Here is a 20,194-nt window from a genome sequence, read left to right as displayed (position 1 = left end):
CACCCAGAATAAAAAGGGAGATGAACCGGTGAGCGTAGTATTGGAGGTCAAAGAGGTCAAGAAGATCTATGGTGTGCAGAACGGCGGTAACTCGACAGTAGCGCTCGATTCCATCAGCTTTTCGGTCGAAAAGGGAGATTTCATCGGCATTATGGGACCCTCCGGCAGCGGGAAAACCACTTTGCTGAACATCCTAAGCGGTATCGGCAAGCCGAGCTACGGTGAGGTTTTTATAGGCGGCAAGAATATCACCTCCCTGGACAAAAATGAAATGTCACTTTTCCGCAGACAGCATCTCGGCTTTGTATTCCAGGAATTTAATCTGATGGACAGTCTGACGCTGAAGGAAAATGTCATGCTGCCCATGATTCTTGACAAGAAAGACAAAGAGCAGATGGAAGCTAAAAGCGAGGAGATTATGAAGCTGTTCGGTATCAACGAAATAGCCGGCAAATATCCTTATAACGTTTCCGGGGGGCAGCAGCAGAGAGTCGCGGTCAGCCGGGCGCTGGTCAATGATCCGGATATTATTTTCGCAGATGAGCCTACAGGCAACCTGGATTCCAAATCTTCGAGTGCCGTGATGAAATGCATCGCCAAGATGAATCAGGAGCGTGAGAGCACCATTCTAATGGTAACCCATGATGCCTTCGCTGCTAGCTTCTGCAAAAAAATCATTTTCATCAAAGACGGGGCGATCTGCATGGAGATTGTCAGCAGCGGGGTCCGCAAGGCGTTCTTCGATCAGATCCTGGATTGTCTGGCGATCATCGGAGGAGAGCGCAATGACCTTTAGAGACGTCACGATTAAGAACTTCAAACGTAATGTACGGAATTTCTCCTCCTATTTCATGTGCAGTGCCTTTGCAATCACGATTTTTTTCCTCTATGCCGCCTTGCTGTTCAATAGTAGTATTCGAGAGGGCACGGCGGAGGATGTGATCCAAATTGTACTGATCTTGAGCCTGGTAGCTCTGACGCTATTTTCAGTATTTTTCATCAATTATGCACATTCCTCATTTATCAAAGCGAGAAGCAAAGAATTCGCCATCTTTATGTCACTAGGCATGCACAAAAATGATTTGCAGAAACTTATTCTGCTGGAGAATCTGATCATCAGTGTTTCCTCACTCGTCGTCGGGATCATCACAGGAGCGGTTTTTTCCCGGCTGTTTCAGAATGTGGCAATTGATTTGCTGGATCTGAAGGAGGTTTCGTATTCCCTTAGTGCGGCGAGTTTTGTAGTGACTGCGGTTGTTTTTACGGTGATTTTTGCCGCCTCACAGCTGATATCAAGCGTAAAAGTCGGCAAGCTGGATATCGCGGATCTGATGAAGGATTCCCGTATGCAGGATAATCATGCGAAGAAGAATGACACTATACTGGGGCTGGCAGGCGTGGGGCTGGTTGTGGCCTCGATCCTCTTCCTGGTGCTGATCTCCAATCACGAGAGCCTGAATACGAATCCGTTCATGATCATTTCTTATATTTTGATGAGCTTCACCAGTATCTACATGGTCATTGCCCATCTGGGGAACACGCTGATCCGCTTCCTGAAGAATAAGAAATTCTATTACCGTCACATTCTCTCCATCACCGAAATTAATCACAAATTCAATCAGAACAAGCGCGTGATGTTTATCCTAAGTATTCTCAGCGGGGTGACCATTTTTCTCGTAGCTTCACCTTTCTCATTGCTGCAGCTGTCGGAAAGTATTGCGGAGCGGAATAAATATGATATCGAGTATATCTCGGTAACAGGTGTACACACACTGAGGAGCGGACAGCTGGAACAGATGATGAAGCAGTCCGGCGAGCCATTCAAGTCGATCACAGAAACCAGCTTTCTGAATCTGAAAATGAATCTGGAAGGCGACAAATACGATGTTCTGAAGTCAAAGCCAATTATTTCACAGGATAGGTACAACTTACTAACAGGCGAGAAGGTAACCGTGGGGGCAGGAGAAGCTTTAAATATTATCACGGCATGGGAGCCGGGTTCTCATGGAATTGACCCGGGAGCAGCGATTGAGTTCACCGATGGTACCCAAACCTTTGATTTTAAGGTGAAGTCCTCCTACCATGGCAATTGGTTTGCAACAGCAAGCTCTTATCCCACAAGCTCAGGCATCGTAATCAGTAATGAGGATTACAAGGACATGGCGGCTAAGGTAGACGGCGGTGCAATAGGTACCCATTATGGGATCAACATTACAGACTGGAAGGGTACAGAAGGGATCGTCCAGAGGCTGAAGGAAACTTTGAAGGCAACAGACAAGGATGGAAGCGGCAAATGGTTTGCGGTCTCCTCCAAAATAGATGCCTATAAAGAGCTGAAAAAGAACTATTCGCTGTTTGTGTTCATAACCTCTCTTGTCGGCGTTTTGTTTTTTATGGCAGGTGGAATGGTGCTGTATTTCAAGCAATACACCGAAATAGGGAATGCCATTGTTTTTTTCCGCAAGCTGTACAAAATCGGGATCAGTGACAGGGAGATTCGGACGGTGGTATCAGCAGAGCTGCTCATAACCTTTTTTGTACCCCTGCTTCTGGGCAGCCTCTTGGGTTACTCCTTCATCTATCTAGTCACCCATGTCATGAGCGGCTCCGATATCCTCGGTGAATTCATGAAGAACACTACGATTGTGATCGCAATCTATTTCCTATTTCAGCTCAGCTTCTACATCATTACCAAACGCAAGTACGTCCAAGAGGTTGTGCGAAAGCTGACCAGTGCGTCATAGAACGAGTGATAAGTGATACGCGGGTTGGGCAAGTCACCTGGCATTGCAGGTCAGTGATCAGAAATGATCAATGGCCTGTTTTGTTTGACTGTTAGAAGGATGAAGTATATGCTGTTCATATAATTAGATATCTAACTATATATAGCTAAAGGAGTTTTCCCATGAGTGAACAACCTTCGAACACGCCATTTTCAGATTTGATCCGGGAAATTGGATTGAAAAAGAAAAGACAGGCAGATGAAAGATTAGCGGAGCTGGGCATGAATGCACAGCAGGGGCAAATGATCGGCTATATTGCGGAACATCAGGAGAACGGTCTGATCCAAAAGGATCTGGCGGAGCATTTCAACCGTAAGGAGGCCAGCATCACCAGCATGCTTCAAGGCCTGGAGAGAAAAGGATATATCCAACGCGTGATCCCCAAAGAAAATGAGCGGCAGAAAAAAATATATCTATTGGAGAAAGCGGCTGTTCTAGTCGAAGAGTTCAATGAGATTTTTGCCGAAGTGGAAAAAAGCATCACGGATAACCTTACTGCGGAAGAGGCGGAAACACTGATGAGATTATTGAGTAAGGTGAATTCGAGTCTGTAGGTTGCTTGACATGGAATGCATTTCACAATTTACAGTAAAGGAGACAACATAAACTTACATGAGGAGAATTTACAATGAACATCAAGTTAATTGCAGTAGATATGGATGGCACCTTTTTAGATGACAAAAAAAACTATAATCAGAAATGGTTCAAACAGCTGTACGCTGTTATGAAGACTAAAGGCGTTCATTTCGTGGTAGCCAGCGGGAACCAGTATTATAAGCTAAAATCTATCTTTGAAGACATCCAGGATGAGCTCGCTTATGTTGCAGAGAATGGTGCCTATGTCATCGATGGGACAGAAGTTTTGTTTACGGGTAAAATTCCACCGGATCAGGTAAGGCTGATCGTGAAGAAGCTGAGTCAATATGAGGAAATTTCGGCAGTCATGTGCGGAGTGGAGGGGGCTTATGTGCTCGAAAACGCCAGTGATGATTTCTATGAGCTCATGTGCCGCTATTATCCGAGATTGCAGAAGGTAAGCACATTTGAGCAGGTAAACGACCAGATTTTCAAATTTTCCTTACTCACTCCTGATTGGACAGCCGGTGGTGTTAAAAAATATCTGCCGCTGCTCATGGAAGAGCTCAAGGGGATGGTAGATCCTGTGACCAGTGGCCATCAGTGTATTGACCTGATCATTCCCGGTTGCCACAAGGCCTCAGGGCTTGAACGTCTGATGGAGCGCTATGGCGTCCGGCCTGAGGAATGCGCGGCATTTGGAGACAGCAGTAATGATATTGAAATGCTGAAGTTATGCAAATATAGTTATGCAATGGACAACGCTTCGCCGGAAGTTAAAGCTGTAGTCAATTATCACACGGTGAGCAATAATGAACAGGGTGTGCTGCATGAAATTTCATTGCTCCTGGAGGAGCCGTCCTTGCTGGAAATATAGATAAAAACGAATTCATTTCCTGCAATGGATAAATTAGATCTATTGTCAGCCGGGATCTGATTTTTTGTTTGACAGACGAGGATGATTCATCCATAATTCAATCCATACTAAACACATAAGATTTATCAGAAGGGGTGGGTCACTCGTGTCAAAGTTAAAGGCATCTTTTAAAAAGTCGGTTGGAATAGGGACGTTGGCAGTTCTGTTTCTGGTATTGTTAGCAGGATGCTCCGGCTCCAATAATAAAGCTGATTCAACAAATGCGGCTCAGGAGAGTGCCAGTCCGGCTCCAACTCAGAGTGCAGGCGCTGCTGAACCCGCTGTGGGCGGCACTTTTGTCTATGGACGGCCTGCTGCGGTGACTTCATTCGATCTGCATAATGAAATTACATCGAACAATGCGTTTGCGATTGATAAAGTGTTTGAATCCCTCGTTGCTTTTGACAGTAAGGGCGAAATAGTGGATTTTCTTGCCAAGTCTCACAGCATCAGTGAAGACGGCTTGACCTATACCTTTGTTCTCCGTGACGGCTTGAAGTTCTCGAACGGTACGGATGTAACTGCTGAAGATGCGGTTTTTTCGCTGCAGCGGCATTTGAAGGTTGAAGGCCCACTGGCGATTTCGGCAAAGGTGGCTACGATCAAAGCACAGGATAACCAAACGCTGGTTATTACGCTCAAAGAGCCTTATACACCTTTTATCTCCGAGCTGTCCAACTTCTCGAACGGGATTATCCCGAACCATTTCGGCGGAGTCACCGAAGAAGAGTTTTTCAAAAAACCGGTCGGTACGGGACCGTTCGTAGTTGAGAGCTGGGACCCTGCTGGTGATTTGACCTTCACCAAGAATCCGAACTATTGGCAGGAAGGCAAGCCCAATATTGATAAGCTTGTATATAAGCTGATTGAAGATGACAGCCAGGCGATTAACCAGCTGAAGGCGGGAGAAGTGGATGCGATTGAATCCTTGGCCCTGCAGAATGCCAATGAGATTAAGGACGGCTCTGACACAGCAGTAGTTACCAACGGGAGCTGGGTGACCGAGCAGCTATTCTTCAATACGCTCGACGAACACTTCAAGGATGTGCATGTCCGCCGTGCCCTGGCGCTCGCGCTGGACCGTGACGGCTTGACTAAGGCACTTACGTTTGGCTATGCACAGACTGCAAATTCCCTGTTGCCTCCAACGATACCTTATAACGCAAATGATACGATTAAAGCGCTGAACTTCAATGTGGATGAAGCCAAAGCAGAACTTGCCAAGTCTGCCTTCCCTGACGGGTTCAGTACAAAACTGCTTGTTGCTTCAGGCAACAGTACAAGAGCCCAGGAGGCGCAAATTATTCAGGCTGCAGGGCAAGCGATTGGCATCAAGATCGAGATTGAATCGATTGAACTCGCCACCTTCCGTGAACGGTTTTTCGCTTATGATTTCGCGGCTATGCTGAACAGCGGACAAGCGGACTCTCCGGAAGCTAACTCCATTCTTGCTTTCCAGACTGACCCGAAAGGCTTCAGTAAATCTTATTGGACACATTACACGAATGATGAAGTTACCAAGCTTTTATATGATGGACAGAAAACAGCGGATGGTGATGGCCGTGCGGACATTTACTCCAAGCTGCTTCAGACTCTGGCCGATGAAGTACCATACATTCCGCTGTATTATCCTGATATTCTGATCGGTGCCCGTTCTTCCGTCCAGGGTCTGGTTGTTTTACCTAACGGCAGTGTTCGGTTCGATGCGGTCAGCATCAGCAAATGATGAAATCTAATTCTTCGTTAACTGGGCGGACAGGAGGCAATGCATCTCACAAGTGGCTACTAATAGCACTTGTGAGAGCACTGGCCGTGATCCTTTGCGTGATGACGGCAGTTTTCTTCATCATCCGCATCGTGCCGGGAGACCCCGCAAAAATGATTCTGGGAGAATATAGCACACCTGAGGCGCTCGAGAGTATGCATCATACGCTCGGGCTTGACCTCTCTTTATGGGACCAGTTCCTACGGTTTGTGAAGACACTGTTTACCCAAGGTGATACCGGAAATTCAATTGTTACAGGGACCTCTGCCAGAGAGCTGATCGCTCAGCGGGCTCCTATTACTTTGCTGCTCATTCTGATGGCTTGTGTGCTGGCAATCATCGTAGCGCTTCTGCTTGCTACACTTGCAGCCACTCATAAGGATAAGCTGCTGGATCATCTGATCCGTATTTTTCCTGCAATCACTCTGGGTATGCCAATCTTCTGGGTTGGCATTCTTTTGATTCTGCTGTTTAGTGTAAGGCTCGGCTGGTTTCCTGTCGGCGGAGTGGGGGAAGGATGGCTTGGAGCCCTGCACAGCCTTGCGCTCCCGGCGATAACTGTTGCTTTTTCACAGATCCCTACGCTTGTCCGGTCGTTAAGGGCGCAGATGCTTGAAGTGCTGGAATCCGATTTTGTAGTTACGCTGAGGGCTGCCGGAATTCCGGGCAGGGTGATTCTGTTCAAGCATGTACTGCGCAATTCTGCTCTTCCTACGCTGATGCTGCTTGGGGTGAACATCTCCTATCTGATCGGCGGTACACTGGTCGTTGAACAGGTGTTTGGTATCAAGGGCATTGGCAGCCTGCTGTTTACCTCGATCTCGAAACGGGATTTCCCGGTCATTCAAGGCATAGCTCTATATTGTGCCCTATCTGTTGTGATCATCAGTCTTCTGATTGAAATCATTTCCTGGTGGCTTGATCCCAGAACGAAAGGAAAACAATGAACTATATAAGGTTAGACCCACCATTGCAAGAGGGCGGCAGAACAGCTAGCAGCTTCAGACGAATATGGAATACTCCCTCACTTCTTGTGGGAAGCATGATGTTTGCAGTGCTCATTATCCTGGCCGTGTTTATCCCTTACTTAAGTCCTTATGAGCCTTCGGGGCAGAATCTGAGCGCATTTTTACAACCTCCGTCCGCAGCGCATTGGCTCGGAACCGATCAGCTGGGACGTGATTTGTTCACGAGATTGATCTATGCTGCACGAACGGATTTGAAAATCATGGTGCTGGCCGAAATCATCCCATTCTGTACAGGTGTATTTCTGGGGATGCTGGCGGGTTATTACGGGAAATGGATCGATACCATCATTACGCTGCTCACGGATACCTTTATCGCCTTTCCTTTTTATCTGATCGTTATTATTGTGGCTTTTGCCAGCGGGGCAGGAGAACGGGGGATTTATATCACCTTTATGCTGGTTGGATGGATCGTGTTTGCCCGTGTCGTCAGAGGTCTGAGCGCGTCTTTCCGCGAGCAGGAATGGGTAGCATCCGCACAGACACTAGGGTTGCCCGGGGTAAGAATTATTCTGCGCCATCTGCTGCCCAATGTGCTGCCTCAAGCGGTTGTTGTCCTGATGACCGATATGATTGGTTTGCTTGTAGCCATTGTTACACTCGGTTATCTGGGTATCGGCATTGCACCGCCAACTCCGGACTGGGGGACCATGATCTCTGACGGACAACCCTTCATTACAACAGCTTGGTGGCTATCTGCAGTTCCGGGATTTGCTGTAGTGTACACAGGCATCGCTTTGTCTCTTGTAGGGGATGGATTGGCTGATATTTGGAGGAAAAAATGATGTCTACACATCCGATTTTGCAAATGGAGGGACTGTCGCTGGCGGCGAAATCCAAAGAAACATTAGTGAATAACGTCAGTTTCTCGCTCGGAAAAGGAGAAAGTCTGGGTTTGGTAGGTGAGTCGGGTTCCGGCAAATCGCTTACACTGCGGGCCATTCTGGGGCTGCTGCCGCGCGGTGTTACACAGAACGGAGGTGTGATTAAGAGCGAGGCGAGCAGCGCAATGGTTTTCCAAGACCCTAGAGGCGCGCTCGATCCGCTCTGTCCGGTGGTAAATCAGCTGGCAGAAGTCGTATATTACAGGCAGCAGGTCAACCGGAAGGCTTCGCGCATCATTGCGCTGGAGCTGCTCGAGAGACTCGGTCTGCCTGATTCTCTGAAGAAAAAAGACCGGTATCCCAGCCAGCTGTCTGGCGGTCAGTGCCAACGGGTGGTGATCGCCATGGCCCTGGCTTGCAAACCAGGCATTCTTCTCTGTGATGAGCCAACCACGGCACTGGATGTTACGGTTCAACGGCAAATTATTGATACCATTACCGACCTTCAGAATGAATTGGGGTTTGCTATGGTCTTTGTTACCCATAATCTGGCGATTGCAGCTAACCTGTGCTCCAAATTGTACGTGATGAAAGCAGGCCGGATTGTAGAGCACGGAGATACACTGGATCTTTTACAGAACCCAACGGACCCCTATACACAAATGCTGATCGATTCAGTGCTTCCAGTGCCGGAGCTTGAAGGGAGTGGGGCTTGATGGATATGGCCCTGCAAGTTCAAAACCTCACCGTCCGTTACGGCGGATTCACTGCTCTGGATAAACTCAGTCTAAACCTGGAACAGCATACCACGCTTGGGCTTGTCGGAGAATCCGGTTCAGGAAAATCCACCCTGGCAAGGGTGATTGCCGGACTAATTGCACCCGATGAAGGGAAGATCATGCTGGGGTCTCAAGAATTACGGAAGAAGAGAAGCCTATCTCAGCATAAACAGATTCAGATGATCTTCCAGAATCCGGATGCCTCGCTGAATCCCAAGCATTCAATCCGGCAGATTCTTTCCGAAGCGCTGCTGTTTCACAACATCGTGGGCCGGTCACAGGTTGAGAAGCGATGCCAAGAGCTTTTGGCCCGTGTTCAGTTGGAAGCCAGATCACTTGATAAATATCCACATGAATTCTCCGGCGGCCAGCGCCAGCGGATCGCAATCGCGCGTGCGTTAAGTGTGGAACCAAGCCTTCTGATTGCGGACGAGCCGACGAGCGCACTCGATGTGTCTGTTCAGCGGAGTGTGCTCGAACTGTTCAATACGCTCAAAGCTGAGCTTAATCTTTCGCTGCTGTTCATCTCCCATGATCTGGGGGTTATTCACGCCATTAGCGATACGGTTGCAGTCATGCGGCAAGGTAAGCTGGTGGAGAAAAGTCCCAAGGACCAATTCTTCATCCGCCCGGAACATGAATATAGTCGCGAGCTTTTGTCAGCTGTTCCGAAAATGCCAAAAACAAATAACACCAGGAGGTTATTATGAACCCGGAACATCAAGGATTTGTGCCGCTTTCATTGGCAGAGTTCAATACACTTACTGAATTGCTTTCCAAACTTTTATCAACCCAGCATCCTCCGGTTATTATTCCGGGTGAGGCTATCTTGGGAATTGAGGCGGTCGCTACCGGAATAGCTGCACCGGGACGTACTTTTGTAAATGTGGTTACAGGCCCTTACGGCAGATTATTTGGACAATGGCTGGAGCGGGGAGGAGCAACAGTTGCTGAGGTTATAGTCCCCTTTGATGAAGTCGCTACAGCGGCCCTGGTCGCAGAAGCAATTGAACAGTACCAGCCAGATGCCCTATCCTTTGTTCACGCTGAAGTGGTTACAGGCGGTTCAAATCCCGTTAGAGAAATTGTTAAGCTTGCACAAGAGTTCAACCTGATTACAGTATCAGATTCTGTATCGGCGGTCGGGGGAGAGATTCTCCCCGTAGATGAATGGGGCGTAGACTTTGCGGTAATCGGTGCCCAAAAAGCCTTGGCTGGACCTAATGGCGTCAGTGCTGTCAGTATTTCTCCACGCGGCTGGGAATTTCTTGAGTCGAATGAAATCGCCCCCCGCAATTCCATCCTGTCGCTACTGGATTTGAAACCATCCCCGGATGGGGCTACTCCGTTACGGGTTCCACCCAACATACCTGTTTTGGAGGCCAAAGCTTTGATCCTGGCGCTAACACGAATCGAAGAAGAAGGACTGGAACAAGTGATTAAGCGGCATGAAAGCGCCGCAGCTTCTGCAATAGCAGGAATCACTGCCTTGGGTCTTGAGCCGTGGCAAAAGGACAGCAGCCATTATTCGACTCTGACTACAACCGTCAGGATCTCGGGGAAGCAGGAATTGCTGATCCATCAGCCCGTGGGCATCGTGGCTCCCGGAGACGGGGGACTATTCGGCAAGCTTCTGCGGATTAACCACTTTGGAAAGAATGCTTCACGGAACAGCGTAGAGGAAGCTATAACGCTTCTAGCACAATTGTTGAATCAGGACCCAGAGCAGGCGTTACTGGCTGTCCGGCGGGTATGGGGAGAATGAGCATGATCCAAAAACAACCTAAGCTGCTGTCACTAGGAAATATAAATATAGCAGGTATTGAAGATAAACGATTCGATATTGTGATTAGAGATGGACGGTTCTATTCGATAGTTGAGGCTGGTCCCTATCCTAAAGAATCAAGTCAGCCGGGCCAGGATTTATGGATAAGTCCTGGTGTGATAGACCTTCATACGCATCTTGCCTGGACAGACTTTGACCACGCCGATCAATTGAAACGCGATCAACCTGAGATTGTAGCGATGCAGGCTGAAGCCTTCGCAGCTACTTTGCGGACGGGTGTCACGACAACGCGCGATGCAGGCGGGATTCTGCCAAGCACGGTGCGTCATCTGGTCCAGCATTATCAGCAGCCCCTCCGGGTGCAGACCAGCAGCGATATGATTGGGGCAGCGGATGCACGCGGTCTTAAGCATTTGGAAGCTCGAATGGCTGATATCTTTGCTACAGGAGCAGGCTGGATAAAAATCTTGGCGACAGGCGGACTTGGCACACCTACCGAGAAAGTGGTTGATCCTATTTTCTCGGAAGAGGAGTTCGCCTTCATTGTCCGCAATGCGCATGCCCATCATAAAAAGGTGCTGGTACATACATGGGGAGGAGTAACGATTGACTGGTCGATTCAAGCGGGTGTAGAATCCATTGAGCATGGAATGTTCATGAGTGAGGAGCAGGCTGGCAGGCTCGCTGAGTCTGAAGTAGCTTATGTGCCCACAACCTCGATTTACCGCATTGCTGCTGATCCGAAAGGTGTACTGGCCTTGAACCCGCTGATTTGCGATCGGGCTGCGCGTGCTGCTGAAGCCCATTCGAAAGCTATTGGCTATGCCCAAAAAGCAGGAGTCCGTTTAGGATTCGGTACGGATTACGCTACCCCTGCACTGCATGGTTACAACCTGCAAGAGCTTGATACATTAATGGATTACGGGCTGAGCCGGGCAGAAGCGTGGAAGTCTGCTACAGAAAGTGCTGCCGGGATTCTGGGCAGTGGCAATGAATTAGGGCGAATTGCCAAAGGGTTTATCGCAGATGCAATTATATACAATGCTAACCCGTATCAGGTGAAAAACGCGGATCAGCTCCGGAAAAGCATTGTTTCCGTGATCACTGGGGCACAGGAATCAGATTTGGTCTGACCCGTCATATTTTATACTGACAACAAACTTTAACCAGCAGAGCCAGACTCTGTTGGTTTTTTGTTTTTTAACAAGCTAACGATGCCTTTAGTCAAGTATTTCTATTCTGTAAATCTGTTTGAATTGTTATTTTTGTTTGTGCTATTTTTTATAACAGTATTGTAATCTTGCAGGAAACCGGCACACTTAGAGAGAAAGAGAGAGACTAGAGAATATATTAGGAGTGATATGATGCAGACGAAGATCAGCCTGGAAGGCGAATGGAAGTTGCAATTGGATAAGACAAAACAAGGACTAGCAATGCCTTTTGCTGATGTCATCTCTCTTCCGGGCACAACGTCACACGCCCTTAAGGGACCGAAGAACGGGGATATACTTGTAGACGCTCTCACAGATGAGTACCTGTTTGAAGGACAGGCCTGGTATTCAAAAGACTTCGAAATTCCGGTAGCGCTTACCGGTAAAACATGTATGCTTCATCTGGAACGGACTAGACTTACCACGGTCTGGCTGGATGGTCTGGAGATCGGCAACCGTGACAGTCTGAATACCCCTCATGTGTACGACCTAGGACAGCTCCGCTCAGGTAATCACACTCTCACTATCCGGGTTGACAATACGGATTATCCGACAAAGGGCGGGCATTTAACATCTAAAGATACCCAGACCAACTGGAATGGGATTACGGGACGTATTGAACTGCAATTTTACAGCGAATCCTATTTGAGCGGCATTCGTCTTGATCCGGATGTGTCCACACGCTCCGTACGAATCACAGCCACCCTTGAAGGCGCTGATACAGGCGTGATCAAAGTATCAGCCGTTAGTTTCAATAGTCAGACTGCTCAAACTAGAGCCGTACAGGAGTACAACATCTCACGCGGGGAGTTTTGGGTCAGCTACGGCCTGGGGCCGGATGCACTGCTTTGGAGTGATTCTGAACCCAATCTCTATAAGATAAGCATTGACCTGAGCGGCACAGGAGAAAAGGCTTCTGATCAGCATGAGTTGATTTTTGGACTCCGGGAATTCAAGACCGGCGGTGACAAATTTACGATAAACGGACAAAAAACCTTTCTCCGCGGCAAGCACGACGGTCTGATTTTCCCATTAACCGGATACGCCCCGACTGATCTGGAGGAATGGCTCAGAATACTTGGCATCTCGAAGTCCTACGGTATTAATCACTATCGTTTTCATACCTGTTGCCCGCCAGAGGCAGCTTTTGCCGCAGCAGACATGCTCGGTATCTACATGGAGCCGGAGCTGCCGTTCTGGGGAACGATCACAGAAAAAACGGATGAGGGCCATAATCAAGCCGAGCAAGACTATCTGATCAGCGAAGGATATGCCATTCTACGGGCATTTGGCAACCATCCTTCCTTCGTAATGATGTCGCTCGGTAACGAACTGTGGGGCAGCAGAACCAAGATTGATTCCTTTCTGAAAGACTATAAGGCATTCGACGATAGACATCTGTATACACAGGGCTCCAACAACCATCAGTTTGTTCCGGAAGTCCTGGAGCATGAAGATTTCTTCTGTGGTGTGCGGTTTTCCAAAGACCGGCTGTTCAGAGGCTCTTATGCGATGTGTGATGCTCCCCTGGGACATGTTCAGACGGATGTGCCTGGCACCATGAAGGATTATGATGAGCAATTCGTACCGCCCGCTGTGCGCGGGGAAGACACAGTAGCGGCAACGGGAGATACCATTCAAATCCAATACGGTACTGAAGCCAAGACCGTGCAGATCGGAGACGCATCCGGTGAATGGATTCCGCGAATTCCGGTAGTCTCCCACGAGATTGGTCAATATGCGACTTATCCGAATTATGCAGAAATCAGTAAATATACAGGCTCTCTCAAAGCCAATAATTTTGAAGTCTTCCGCAGCCGGCTGGAGGACAAGGGACTGGGCCATCTCGCGGCGAAATATTTTGAATGCTCTGGACAGCTGGCAGTGGCCTGCTACAAAGAGGAGCTTGAGGCTGCGTTCCGTACCCGAAGACTTGCGGGATTCCAGCTTCTGGATCTGCAGGATTTCAGTGGCCAGGGAACGGCGCTGGTAGGGGTACTCGATGCCTTCATGGATTCAAAGGGACTTGTTTCCGCTGAGGAATGGCGTACTTTCTGCAGTGATGCAGTCCTGTTGGCAAGATTTCCGAAGTATAACTATGTCTCCAGGGAACATTTCGACGCTCATGTTGAACTGTCCTGGTACCGGACCGGTGCACCGGATATGCTTCTATTGAAATGGGAGTTGAATACAGAAGAGGGAACACTGGCGGCAGGCAGTTCCGAAGCAGGGGTACCAGCTGGTTCAAATTACATTGATATCTGTGATTTATCCATCGCTCTTCCTGAGGTCGTGCAGATGACGAAAGCCGTTCTTTCCTTGTGGATAGCGGGTACTGATATCCGCAAGAGCTATGATGTGTGGATATATCCGGAAAATAGCAACGGAGTGCTGGACGATGTACATGTCTTCCAGGAACTATCACCGGAAGCGCTGGCCCTGCTGGACCAAGGCCAGAATGTGCTGCTCATGCCAAAGCCGGAGTTGCTCCACAATGCTGTTGAAGGTTTTTATTGTACGGATTTCTGGTGTTACCCCATGTTCCGTTCAATATCCGAGAGCATGAACAAGCCGGTACCCGTGGGTACAATGGGTCTGCTGATTGACAACAGCCATCCTGTGTTCCGTGATTTCCCGTGCGAAGAATATTCCACTTACTCTTGGTGGAACATCATTCAGAATTCGAAGTCCATTATCCTGGATGGATTCGACCGTTCGTGGAGTCCTATTGTGCAGACCATCGACAACTTTGAGCGCAATCACAAGCTGGGCTTCTTGCTGGAGTGCAGCGTCGGGGCAGGTAATCTCCTGATCTGTGCTCTTGACGCGGACAAAGTAAGCGATACACCTGAGGGCAGACAGTTCTTATCCAGCTTGACGAATTACATGAAATCCGCAGATTTCAAGCCACAGTACCGTGCGGAGGTATCTCAGCTTCAGCAACTGCTTCAGTAAAATACAGACCAACGGGGGTGTTTCAAAAGCCATGAATGAACTTGGCTTGGGACACCCCCGTTTTTTGAGCAGGATCAACTTGAAAGACTGGTGTTACGTGGAGTATTAAGATCCTTCGGGAGGATAGTCAGAAAAACCTTTCCAAAACATTTAAATTGACGTAGTATCTAATTAGATATATATCGAAACAAATTCATTGTGGGAAGGTGGGTAATATGAGTACTGACTTTTACCTTGTCAGACACGCGCAAAAAGAAACAGGGATTGGTGATGTTTTCGTTTCTTCTGAAGGGCTAGAGCAAGCAAGCATTACTGCAGAACACTTTTGCAAAGTCCCCTTTTCTAGAATTGTTTGTAGTCCGCTTAATAGAGCAAAACATACTGCTCAGATAATATCTGAGACAACAAAAAAAGTGTTAACTGAGGATATACGATTAAGGGAGAGGGCTAACTGGGGGGACTTACCTGAACAAACATTTCAGGAATTTGTTGATATGTGGAATCAATGCACAAAGGAAAGGGACCTTTCACCACCTAATGGTAATTCGGCAAGAAGGGCAGGGGAGCGTTTTGCTTCATGTTTGCTCGAGCTAGCAGATCAACATCTGCAGGAATGTCTTGTTATCGTGACGCATGGCGGTGTGATTACAGATTTTTTGGTGAATGAATTTACCCGTGAAGAACTCAATAGCAGACATCCAAACTTTATAGATGAGCAAAGTAACTTGGTCGCAGAATGCTCTATAACGAAAATAAGATGTCACAGGGGAAAGTTTGTTTTACTCGATTTCGCGAATATCACACACTTGAATCATTAAGCGGAGAGGCTTTTAGTTATTCAAAAGGGAGGCGGTCCATAGTTCGGAAGATATGACCTCCCTGGAGGTATTGTTGAAGCTGCAGGAAATATCTTCTTGTCTACTTTTCCATAGATTATTGATAAGGTGGAGAGAGTATGGACTAAGAGGTGAAGTATGATCATGAATAGAAAACACTGTTTATTCTGTGATGAGATGGTCCCGGTGAAGCCTGAAGGTGAATATGACAGATATGAAGGTTGTTCTTGTTCGCCAGGCGGGTTCTATGATTTGCTGAGGGACAGCTACGAAGCTATTCTTTCACTCCCGCATCAAAAGAAACGCGATATGCTTCATATCGTGTCGGCTTATATCCGGGAAATGACCGATTGTGGTGTAAAGGTTACACTATCCAAAGACGATTTGGAATCCATTGCAAATTCCCCAAAAATCCCTGTGACCATTGAAGACAAAGGGAACCGGTTTATTCAATATTTGTACAGACATTCCGAAGGACCGGGAGAACCGCTTGTCATTCAGCCACTCTCCAGCAGTTATAACCTGACGTATTCTCCCAACTTGCAAGAGCTGGTATATATCATTGATAAACTGATCGGCGAGCAGCTGCTCATCCGGGAAGGCATGACCTTTAAGCTTACAGACAAGGGATGGAGCGAGGCCGCAGCAAACGCTGGCGGAAAGAAATTAAAGCCATGCTTCGTCCTTCTTCCGGATGAGGAGGATCAGCGCACAGAGTGGCTGGAAATGCTGTTGCCGAAAATCGAGCAGTTCGGTTATTTGCCGCGCTTGCTTCTAGATGAAAAAGATCAGAATCAGGACAACTATTCTCTTGAGCGTATCGGGGACAGCAAATTGATGATCGCGGACTTGACCGGTCATTCTCCAAAAGTGTATTTTACAGCAGGATACGCGCTTGGGTTGAACATCCCGGTGATCTGGACCGTGCACAGCAGTGAAGCCGGTAAACTGTGGGTACAAGTCAAAGATATCCGTCCAATCGTCTATGATACCGCTGAAGAACTGGCCGTAATCCTACAGCAGAAGTTGAGTTATGACCGTACAGATGGGTTTCAGGACACGGGCCGGTAACATCCTTTCATATCAAGAAACGTCAGAACTGTAATTCCAGTATCAGAACAACGATAGCTTCAGTGAGAAATCGCTTCTTTGTAGAAATGGTTGGGTGATCCCTCCATTTATCAAAAGGGCGGTTTCTTTGCTGTGTAACCAAAAAGATTTCTACCCGTATTAGGGTTATGATTAGGATACCTATAAAAAATTTAAGCAGAGGTAATGAATGCGTATGAATGAGAAGATTACGGATCAGGGTGAGACGGTGTACAGGGTGGCGGAGCATAAGGCGGCTCAGTATTTTGCATCCCTAAATATGCAGGTTAAGGACAAAACGTATGTCCCTGCTTTGACCAAAGATATTCAGTTGTGGAAAAGGAACCATATTCATAAAAATTCATGGCTGTCTTTTTTTTCGCGGGGGAAGAGAAATGCGGATTCCCGGGACAATGATAAATATATAGCATGGCTGAATGATAACGGTAAATTAGATGACTATTTGGATCGAAGCATTTCCTATATTTATATGAGAGACTTAGGGAAAGCGCTTGACGATCCCCGCACAAAGGCACGAATTCAGCAGGTAATCACCGACACGAAGAATCATTTGGTTCCTTCCAATACTACTGTAAAGGGGGGCCGTCCCGAATCCATCAGCGTAGCCGGATTTTTCCGATGGGCCCAGAAGGAAGGTATAGAAACCACGGCCATTTGGCTGATAGAGAAACTTAAGAATGTCGCCACTCATATTCCAAAGGAAATGGATGCCGATCAAGCTGAACGCAAACTAATCAAAATCATTGTTGGGGTCGTCCTGCATGTGGTAGAAGATATGGATGAGAATACAACGTCCGCAGAACGTACCCGAAGACTGGATGAAGCGATCCGGATCGGCTATTCCTATGGTTTGACGTATCCTTTTATTGACGATCTTCTGGATTCTAGGGTTCTAACAGCTCCAGAGAAAGAACAATACTCCAGCATGATACGAACTGCACTTCTAACTGGGGTTGTGCCGAAGCTTAACGAGTGGCCCGGAATAAACATGGAGATCATTCAATATGTCCATGCAGAGCTAACGAATGCGTTCGAATATATCAAGAGTCTTCAGAAGCCAGAGACAGAGACAACCTTTTTTGAGCAATCGTATGTGTTCTTTCATTCCCAGGATATAGACCGCAATAAGGAGCTCTCAAATACGGGATACAGCAACGAGGAGCTCTATATCCCTATCATTATAAAATCCTCATCCTCCCGGTTAATTGTCCGTTCCGTAATTGGCGCACAAGCGGATGAAGGGTTTGATGAGCGGACCTTTTATTATGGTATCTACAATCAGCTGGCTGACGATTTTGCAGATATGTTTGACGATATGGAGGACGGAGCGGTAACCCCGTATACCTACTATTTGAAATACCGGAATGAGCGTTTGGATCTGATCAATCCCTATGAATTATACTGGACGGTGATCTCCCATCTGATCCATAATGTATACCACTCCGACTCGAAGACCCTTGAGGTCATTCTGGACCGTGCAATTAACGGACTCAAACGCTGCAAAGCACGCATCGGCACAGAAAAGTATAACGAGATTATGGGGATTTTTGCCTCCGGGAATCCGGAATTCAATCAACTCGTGCAGCAAATGGTCCGGAAAGCAGATCATGTGGATTTCTTCGACAAGCTGCTGCGGGACCAGATCAATACCGATTTGAAGAATAACCGGAAGGAAAAAGAAGATTTTCAGCGTACCGTTCACACGGTGAGGGATCAAATTAACGAATTGTTGAAGATTCCCAGGCCGGATGGAATTCCTCCGATGAAGGAATCGCTGATTGAGGCTGCAAATTATAGTCTGACCGGAGATGGGAAGCGGATTCGGCCTATTTTGACCTGGGTCCTCGGGGTCGAGGTGTATGGACTTCAGCCTGCTGCAATTGAGCCGCTGCTCCGATCATTGGAATTCATGCATACCGCATCTTTGATCTTTGATGATCTGCCTTCCCAGGATAATGCATCAACCCGCAGAGGGCGGCCAACCTTGCATCAGGTTCATAATAGCGCCACAGCAGAATTAACGGGTCTCTATCTGATCCAGAAGGCCATTCAGGAACAAGCGTCACTGAAGGCTTACAATCCGCAAACCGTGCTGGCGCTGATGCGATATTCGGCTGAAAGGGCAGAGGATATGTGCATGGGGCAAGTGATGGATTTGCAATCCAAAGGTATAACATTAACTCTGGAGCAATTGAATATGATGTGTTTTTATAAAACGGGGTTGGCGTTTGAAGCCTCTTTGGTGATGCCGGCCATTCTTGCTGAGGTGCAGCCTGCGGAAATCGCAGCCTTGAAGACATTCGCCTATCATGCAGGCATTGCTTTTCAGGTCAAAGATGATTTGCTTGATTTGGAGGGAGATCATCAGTTGCTTGGTAAAAACACCCGTATGGATGTGGAGAATAATAATTCGACCTTTGTATCTATACTTGGTCCGGAAGCTGCCAGAATCGAGATGTGGGATCACTATTGCCACGCTGTGGAAGCACTGGATGCGATTCCTCGCAAAATCACTTTTCTAAAGCATTTATTGGACTATATCATTAGCCGAAACCGCTAAAATTAAGGAAGCAGTGAGGGGAGAACATGAATAAAACCGAACGGCAGCTCGCCATCACACTTGAACTGCAGCGGAGCAAGGTGCTTAGAGCGGAAGATCTGGCTGCTCAATTCGAGACGAGCGTACGGACGATATACCGCGACATTCAGGCTCTGAGCGAAGCTGGAGTTCCGATAGTCGGTGCCCCCGGGCAGGGATATTCCCTGATGGATGGGTATTTCCTGCCGCCAGTCGGCTTCACCGCCGAAGAAGCCGTAGCCCTGATTATGGGGACGGATTTCATCGAACAGAGGCTGGATTCCTTTTATGGCAGCGTGGCTAAGACGTCCCGTCGCAAAATTGAGGCGATCCTGCCGGAGCCGGTACGTTTTGAATCCACGCGGGTACGGGAAACGATGCGCCTTCTTCAGGCCAGAGAACCGGTAACCGGCCTTAAGGAAAAGGACTATCTCGGAGAAGCTAGGCGAGCCATTCTTGAGCGGCGTAAACTAAGCTTCACATATCAGAAAACAATGCCCGAATCTGACGGAAACCGGAAGAGCAGACGTGAGGTTGCTCCCTATGGACTGATCTTCATTCAGGGGAATTGGATTTTGATCGCACGCTGCGACCTGCGGCAGGATATCCGCCATTTCCGGTTGTCGCGGATGACGGAGCTTGCGGTGCTCGATGAGCCGTTTCTTGTACCGCCCGGGTTTGACCTGAGCCGTTACCGCCAAAAGGACGACCGGGACCTACAGGTGCTGGTTCGGGTGAACCCCCAGATAGCCGATAGAATCTTGGAGACCGGAAATTTTTATATGGAATCGACGGAAGAGAGAACTGACGGTCTATTATTCACCTTTCGAGTGCGGCATCCAGAGGAACTGCTGCCTTATGTCCTTAGCTGGGGCGGGAATGTGGAAGTACTCGAACCGGAGTCTTTCCGCTGCCGGATCCGGGAAGAGGCCGATAAAATATTAAAACGTTACTGACACGCAAAGTGACCATACGCATAATCCTATGGCCGCAATCGTGTATATTTATAGTATGAATAGATGGATTTTGAAACTTTCAAAATGTGATTGA

The 20,194-nt window shown here is 47.8% G+C and carries 16 protein-coding genes; all 16 read left to right on the top strand.

All coding sequences use genetic code 11. The features are described from left to right. The first annotated feature begins 28 nt into the window (after positions 1 to 28). The 16 genes from ACTJKB_RS01170 to ACTJKB_RS01095 all read left to right on the top strand — a co-directional run bounded on the left by ACTJKB_RS01170 (position 29) and on the right by ACTJKB_RS01095 (position 20,100). Complete coding sequence (locus ACTJKB_RS01170) at positions 29 to 796, top strand: ABC transporter ATP-binding protein (RefSeq protein WP_440831438.1); 768 nt, start codon at positions 29 to 31, stop codon at positions 794 to 796. Further along, complete coding sequence (locus ACTJKB_RS01165) at positions 786 to 2,744, top strand: FtsX-like permease family protein (protein WP_440831437.1); 1,959 nt, start codon at positions 786 to 788, stop codon at positions 2,742 to 2,744. The genes ACTJKB_RS01170 and ACTJKB_RS01165 overlap by 11 nt, the downstream gene beginning before the upstream one ends. Before the next feature lie 161 nt (positions 2,745 to 2,905). Further along, positions 2,906 to 3,337, top strand: a complete 432-nt coding sequence (locus ACTJKB_RS01160) for a MarR family winged helix-turn-helix transcriptional regulator (protein ID WP_440831436.1) — start codon at positions 2,906 to 2,908, stop codon at positions 3,335 to 3,337. A gap of 74 nt (positions 3,338 to 3,411) precedes the next feature. Next, positions 3,412 to 4,236 carry a Cof-type HAD-IIB family hydrolase gene (locus ACTJKB_RS01155; RefSeq protein ID WP_440831435.1) on the top strand — a complete coding sequence of 275 codons (825 nt, stop codon included), beginning with the start codon at positions 3,412 to 3,414 and terminating at the stop codon, positions 4,234 to 4,236. A gap of 145 nt (positions 4,237 to 4,381) precedes the next feature. Continuing rightward, entirely contained in the window at positions 4,382 to 6,001 is a 1,620-nt protein-coding gene (locus ACTJKB_RS01150; RefSeq protein ID WP_440831434.1) for an ABC transporter substrate-binding protein, read from the top strand. Next, positions 5,998 to 6,987 (top strand): ABC transporter permease, encoded by a 990-nt coding sequence (locus ACTJKB_RS01145; protein WP_440831433.1) that lies wholly within the window; start codon positions 5,998 to 6,000, stop codon positions 6,985 to 6,987. Before ACTJKB_RS01150 ends, ACTJKB_RS01145 begins: the two co-directional genes overlap by 4 nt. Continuing rightward, on the top strand, positions 6,984 to 7,850 hold the full coding sequence (locus ACTJKB_RS01140) for an ABC transporter permease (protein ID WP_440831432.1): 867 nt from the start codon (positions 6,984 to 6,986) through the stop codon (positions 7,848 to 7,850). The genes ACTJKB_RS01145 and ACTJKB_RS01140 overlap by 4 nt, the downstream gene beginning before the upstream one ends. Beyond that, positions 7,850 to 8,605 (top strand): ABC transporter ATP-binding protein, encoded by a 756-nt coding sequence (locus tag ACTJKB_RS01135; RefSeq protein ID WP_440831431.1) that lies wholly within the window; start codon positions 7,850 to 7,852, stop codon positions 8,603 to 8,605. The genes ACTJKB_RS01140 and ACTJKB_RS01135 overlap by 1 nt, the downstream gene beginning before the upstream one ends. After that, positions 8,605 to 9,378, top strand: coding sequence for an ABC transporter ATP-binding protein (locus tag ACTJKB_RS01130; RefSeq protein WP_440831430.1), 774 nt, complete (start codon positions 8,605 to 8,607; stop codon positions 9,376 to 9,378). The genes ACTJKB_RS01135 and ACTJKB_RS01130 overlap by 1 nt, the downstream gene beginning before the upstream one ends. Continuing rightward, positions 9,375 to 10,433 (top strand): aminotransferase class V-fold PLP-dependent enzyme, encoded by a 1,059-nt coding sequence (locus ACTJKB_RS01125; RefSeq protein WP_440831429.1) that lies wholly within the window; start codon positions 9,375 to 9,377, stop codon positions 10,431 to 10,433. The genes ACTJKB_RS01130 and ACTJKB_RS01125 overlap by 4 nt, the downstream gene beginning before the upstream one ends. 2 nt (positions 10,434 to 10,435) lie before the next feature. Then, the gene (locus tag ACTJKB_RS01120) at positions 10,436 to 11,587 is read left to right on the top strand and encodes an amidohydrolase family protein (protein ID WP_440831428.1); all 1,152 of its coding nucleotides are present in this window, start codon (positions 10,436 to 10,438) and stop codon (positions 11,585 to 11,587) included. 231 nt (positions 11,588 to 11,818) lie between these two features. Beyond that, positions 11,819 to 14,620, top strand: a complete 2,802-nt coding sequence (locus ACTJKB_RS01115; protein ID WP_440831427.1) for a glycoside hydrolase family 2 TIM barrel-domain containing protein — start codon at positions 11,819 to 11,821, stop codon at positions 14,618 to 14,620. Positions 14,621 to 14,835: 215 nt separating this feature from the next. Next, positions 14,836 to 15,438 carry a histidine phosphatase family protein gene (locus ACTJKB_RS01110; RefSeq protein WP_440831426.1) on the top strand — a complete coding sequence of 201 codons (603 nt, stop codon included), beginning with the start codon at positions 14,836 to 14,838 and terminating at the stop codon, positions 15,436 to 15,438. 162 nt (positions 15,439 to 15,600) lie between these two features. After that, on the top strand, positions 15,601 to 16,527 hold the full coding sequence (locus ACTJKB_RS01105; RefSeq protein WP_440831425.1) for a hypothetical protein: 927 nt from the start codon (positions 15,601 to 15,603) through the stop codon (positions 16,525 to 16,527). Positions 16,528 to 16,741: 214 nt separating this feature from the next. Further along, positions 16,742 to 19,126: a polyprenyl synthetase family protein gene (locus ACTJKB_RS01100; protein ID WP_440832675.1), complete on the top strand. Its 2,385-nt coding sequence runs from the start codon at positions 16,742 to 16,744 to the stop codon at positions 19,124 to 19,126. A gap of 26 nt (positions 19,127 to 19,152) precedes the next feature. Then, entirely contained in the window at positions 19,153 to 20,100 is a 948-nt protein-coding gene (locus ACTJKB_RS01095; protein ID WP_440831424.1) for a helix-turn-helix transcriptional regulator, read from the top strand. Positions 20,101 to 20,194: the final 94 nt, after the last annotated feature.

Origin of the sequence: Paenibacillus sp. 22594 (assembly GCF_052044425.1) — a bacterium.
In the GTDB taxonomy this organism is placed as follows: domain Bacteria; phylum Bacillota; class Bacilli; order Paenibacillales; family Paenibacillaceae; genus Paenibacillus_AQ.
The sequence above is the reverse complement of the archived record's forward strand: the minus strand, read 5'-3'. Positions and strand labels throughout refer to the sequence as shown.

Excerpts from the sequence above, each read along its gene's own strand:
- ACTJKB_RS01165 (WP_440831437.1), top strand. The coding sequence starts at position 786 with ATGACCTTTAGAGACGTCACGATTAAGAACTTCAAACGTAATGTACGG.
- ACTJKB_RS01160 (WP_440831436.1), top strand. The coding sequence starts at position 2,906 with ATGAGTGAACAACCTTCGAACACGCCATTTTCAGATTTGATCCGGGAA.
- ACTJKB_RS01155 (WP_440831435.1), top strand. The coding sequence starts at position 3,412 with ATGAACATCAAGTTAATTGCAGTAGATATGGATGGCACCTTTTTAGAT.
- ACTJKB_RS01145 (WP_440831433.1), top strand. The coding sequence starts at position 5,998 with ATGATGAAATCTAATTCTTCGTTAACTGGGCGGACAGGAGGCAATGCA.
- ACTJKB_RS01140 (WP_440831432.1), top strand. The coding sequence starts at position 6,984 with ATGAACTATATAAGGTTAGACCCACCATTGCAAGAGGGCGGCAGAACA.
- ACTJKB_RS01135 (WP_440831431.1), top strand. The coding sequence starts at position 7,850 with ATGTCTACACATCCGATTTTGCAAATGGAGGGACTGTCGCTGGCGGCG.
- ACTJKB_RS01130 (WP_440831430.1), top strand. The coding sequence starts at position 8,605 with ATGGATATGGCCCTGCAAGTTCAAAACCTCACCGTCCGTTACGGCGGA.
- ACTJKB_RS01125 (WP_440831429.1), top strand. The coding sequence starts at position 9,375 with ATGAACCCGGAACATCAAGGATTTGTGCCGCTTTCATTGGCAGAGTTC.
- ACTJKB_RS01120 (WP_440831428.1), top strand. The coding sequence starts at position 10,436 with ATGATCCAAAAACAACCTAAGCTGCTGTCACTAGGAAATATAAATATA.
- ACTJKB_RS01115 (WP_440831427.1), top strand. The coding sequence starts at position 11,819 with ATGCAGACGAAGATCAGCCTGGAAGGCGAATGGAAGTTGCAATTGGAT.
- ACTJKB_RS01110 (WP_440831426.1), top strand. The coding sequence starts at position 14,836 with ATGAGTACTGACTTTTACCTTGTCAGACACGCGCAAAAAGAAACAGGG.
- ACTJKB_RS01105 (WP_440831425.1), top strand. The coding sequence starts at position 15,601 with ATGAATAGAAAACACTGTTTATTCTGTGATGAGATGGTCCCGGTGAAG.
- ACTJKB_RS01100 (WP_440832675.1), top strand. The coding sequence starts at position 16,742 with ATGAATGAGAAGATTACGGATCAGGGTGAGACGGTGTACAGGGTGGCG.
- ACTJKB_RS01095 (WP_440831424.1), top strand. The coding sequence starts at position 19,153 with ATGAATAAAACCGAACGGCAGCTCGCCATCACACTTGAACTGCAGCGG.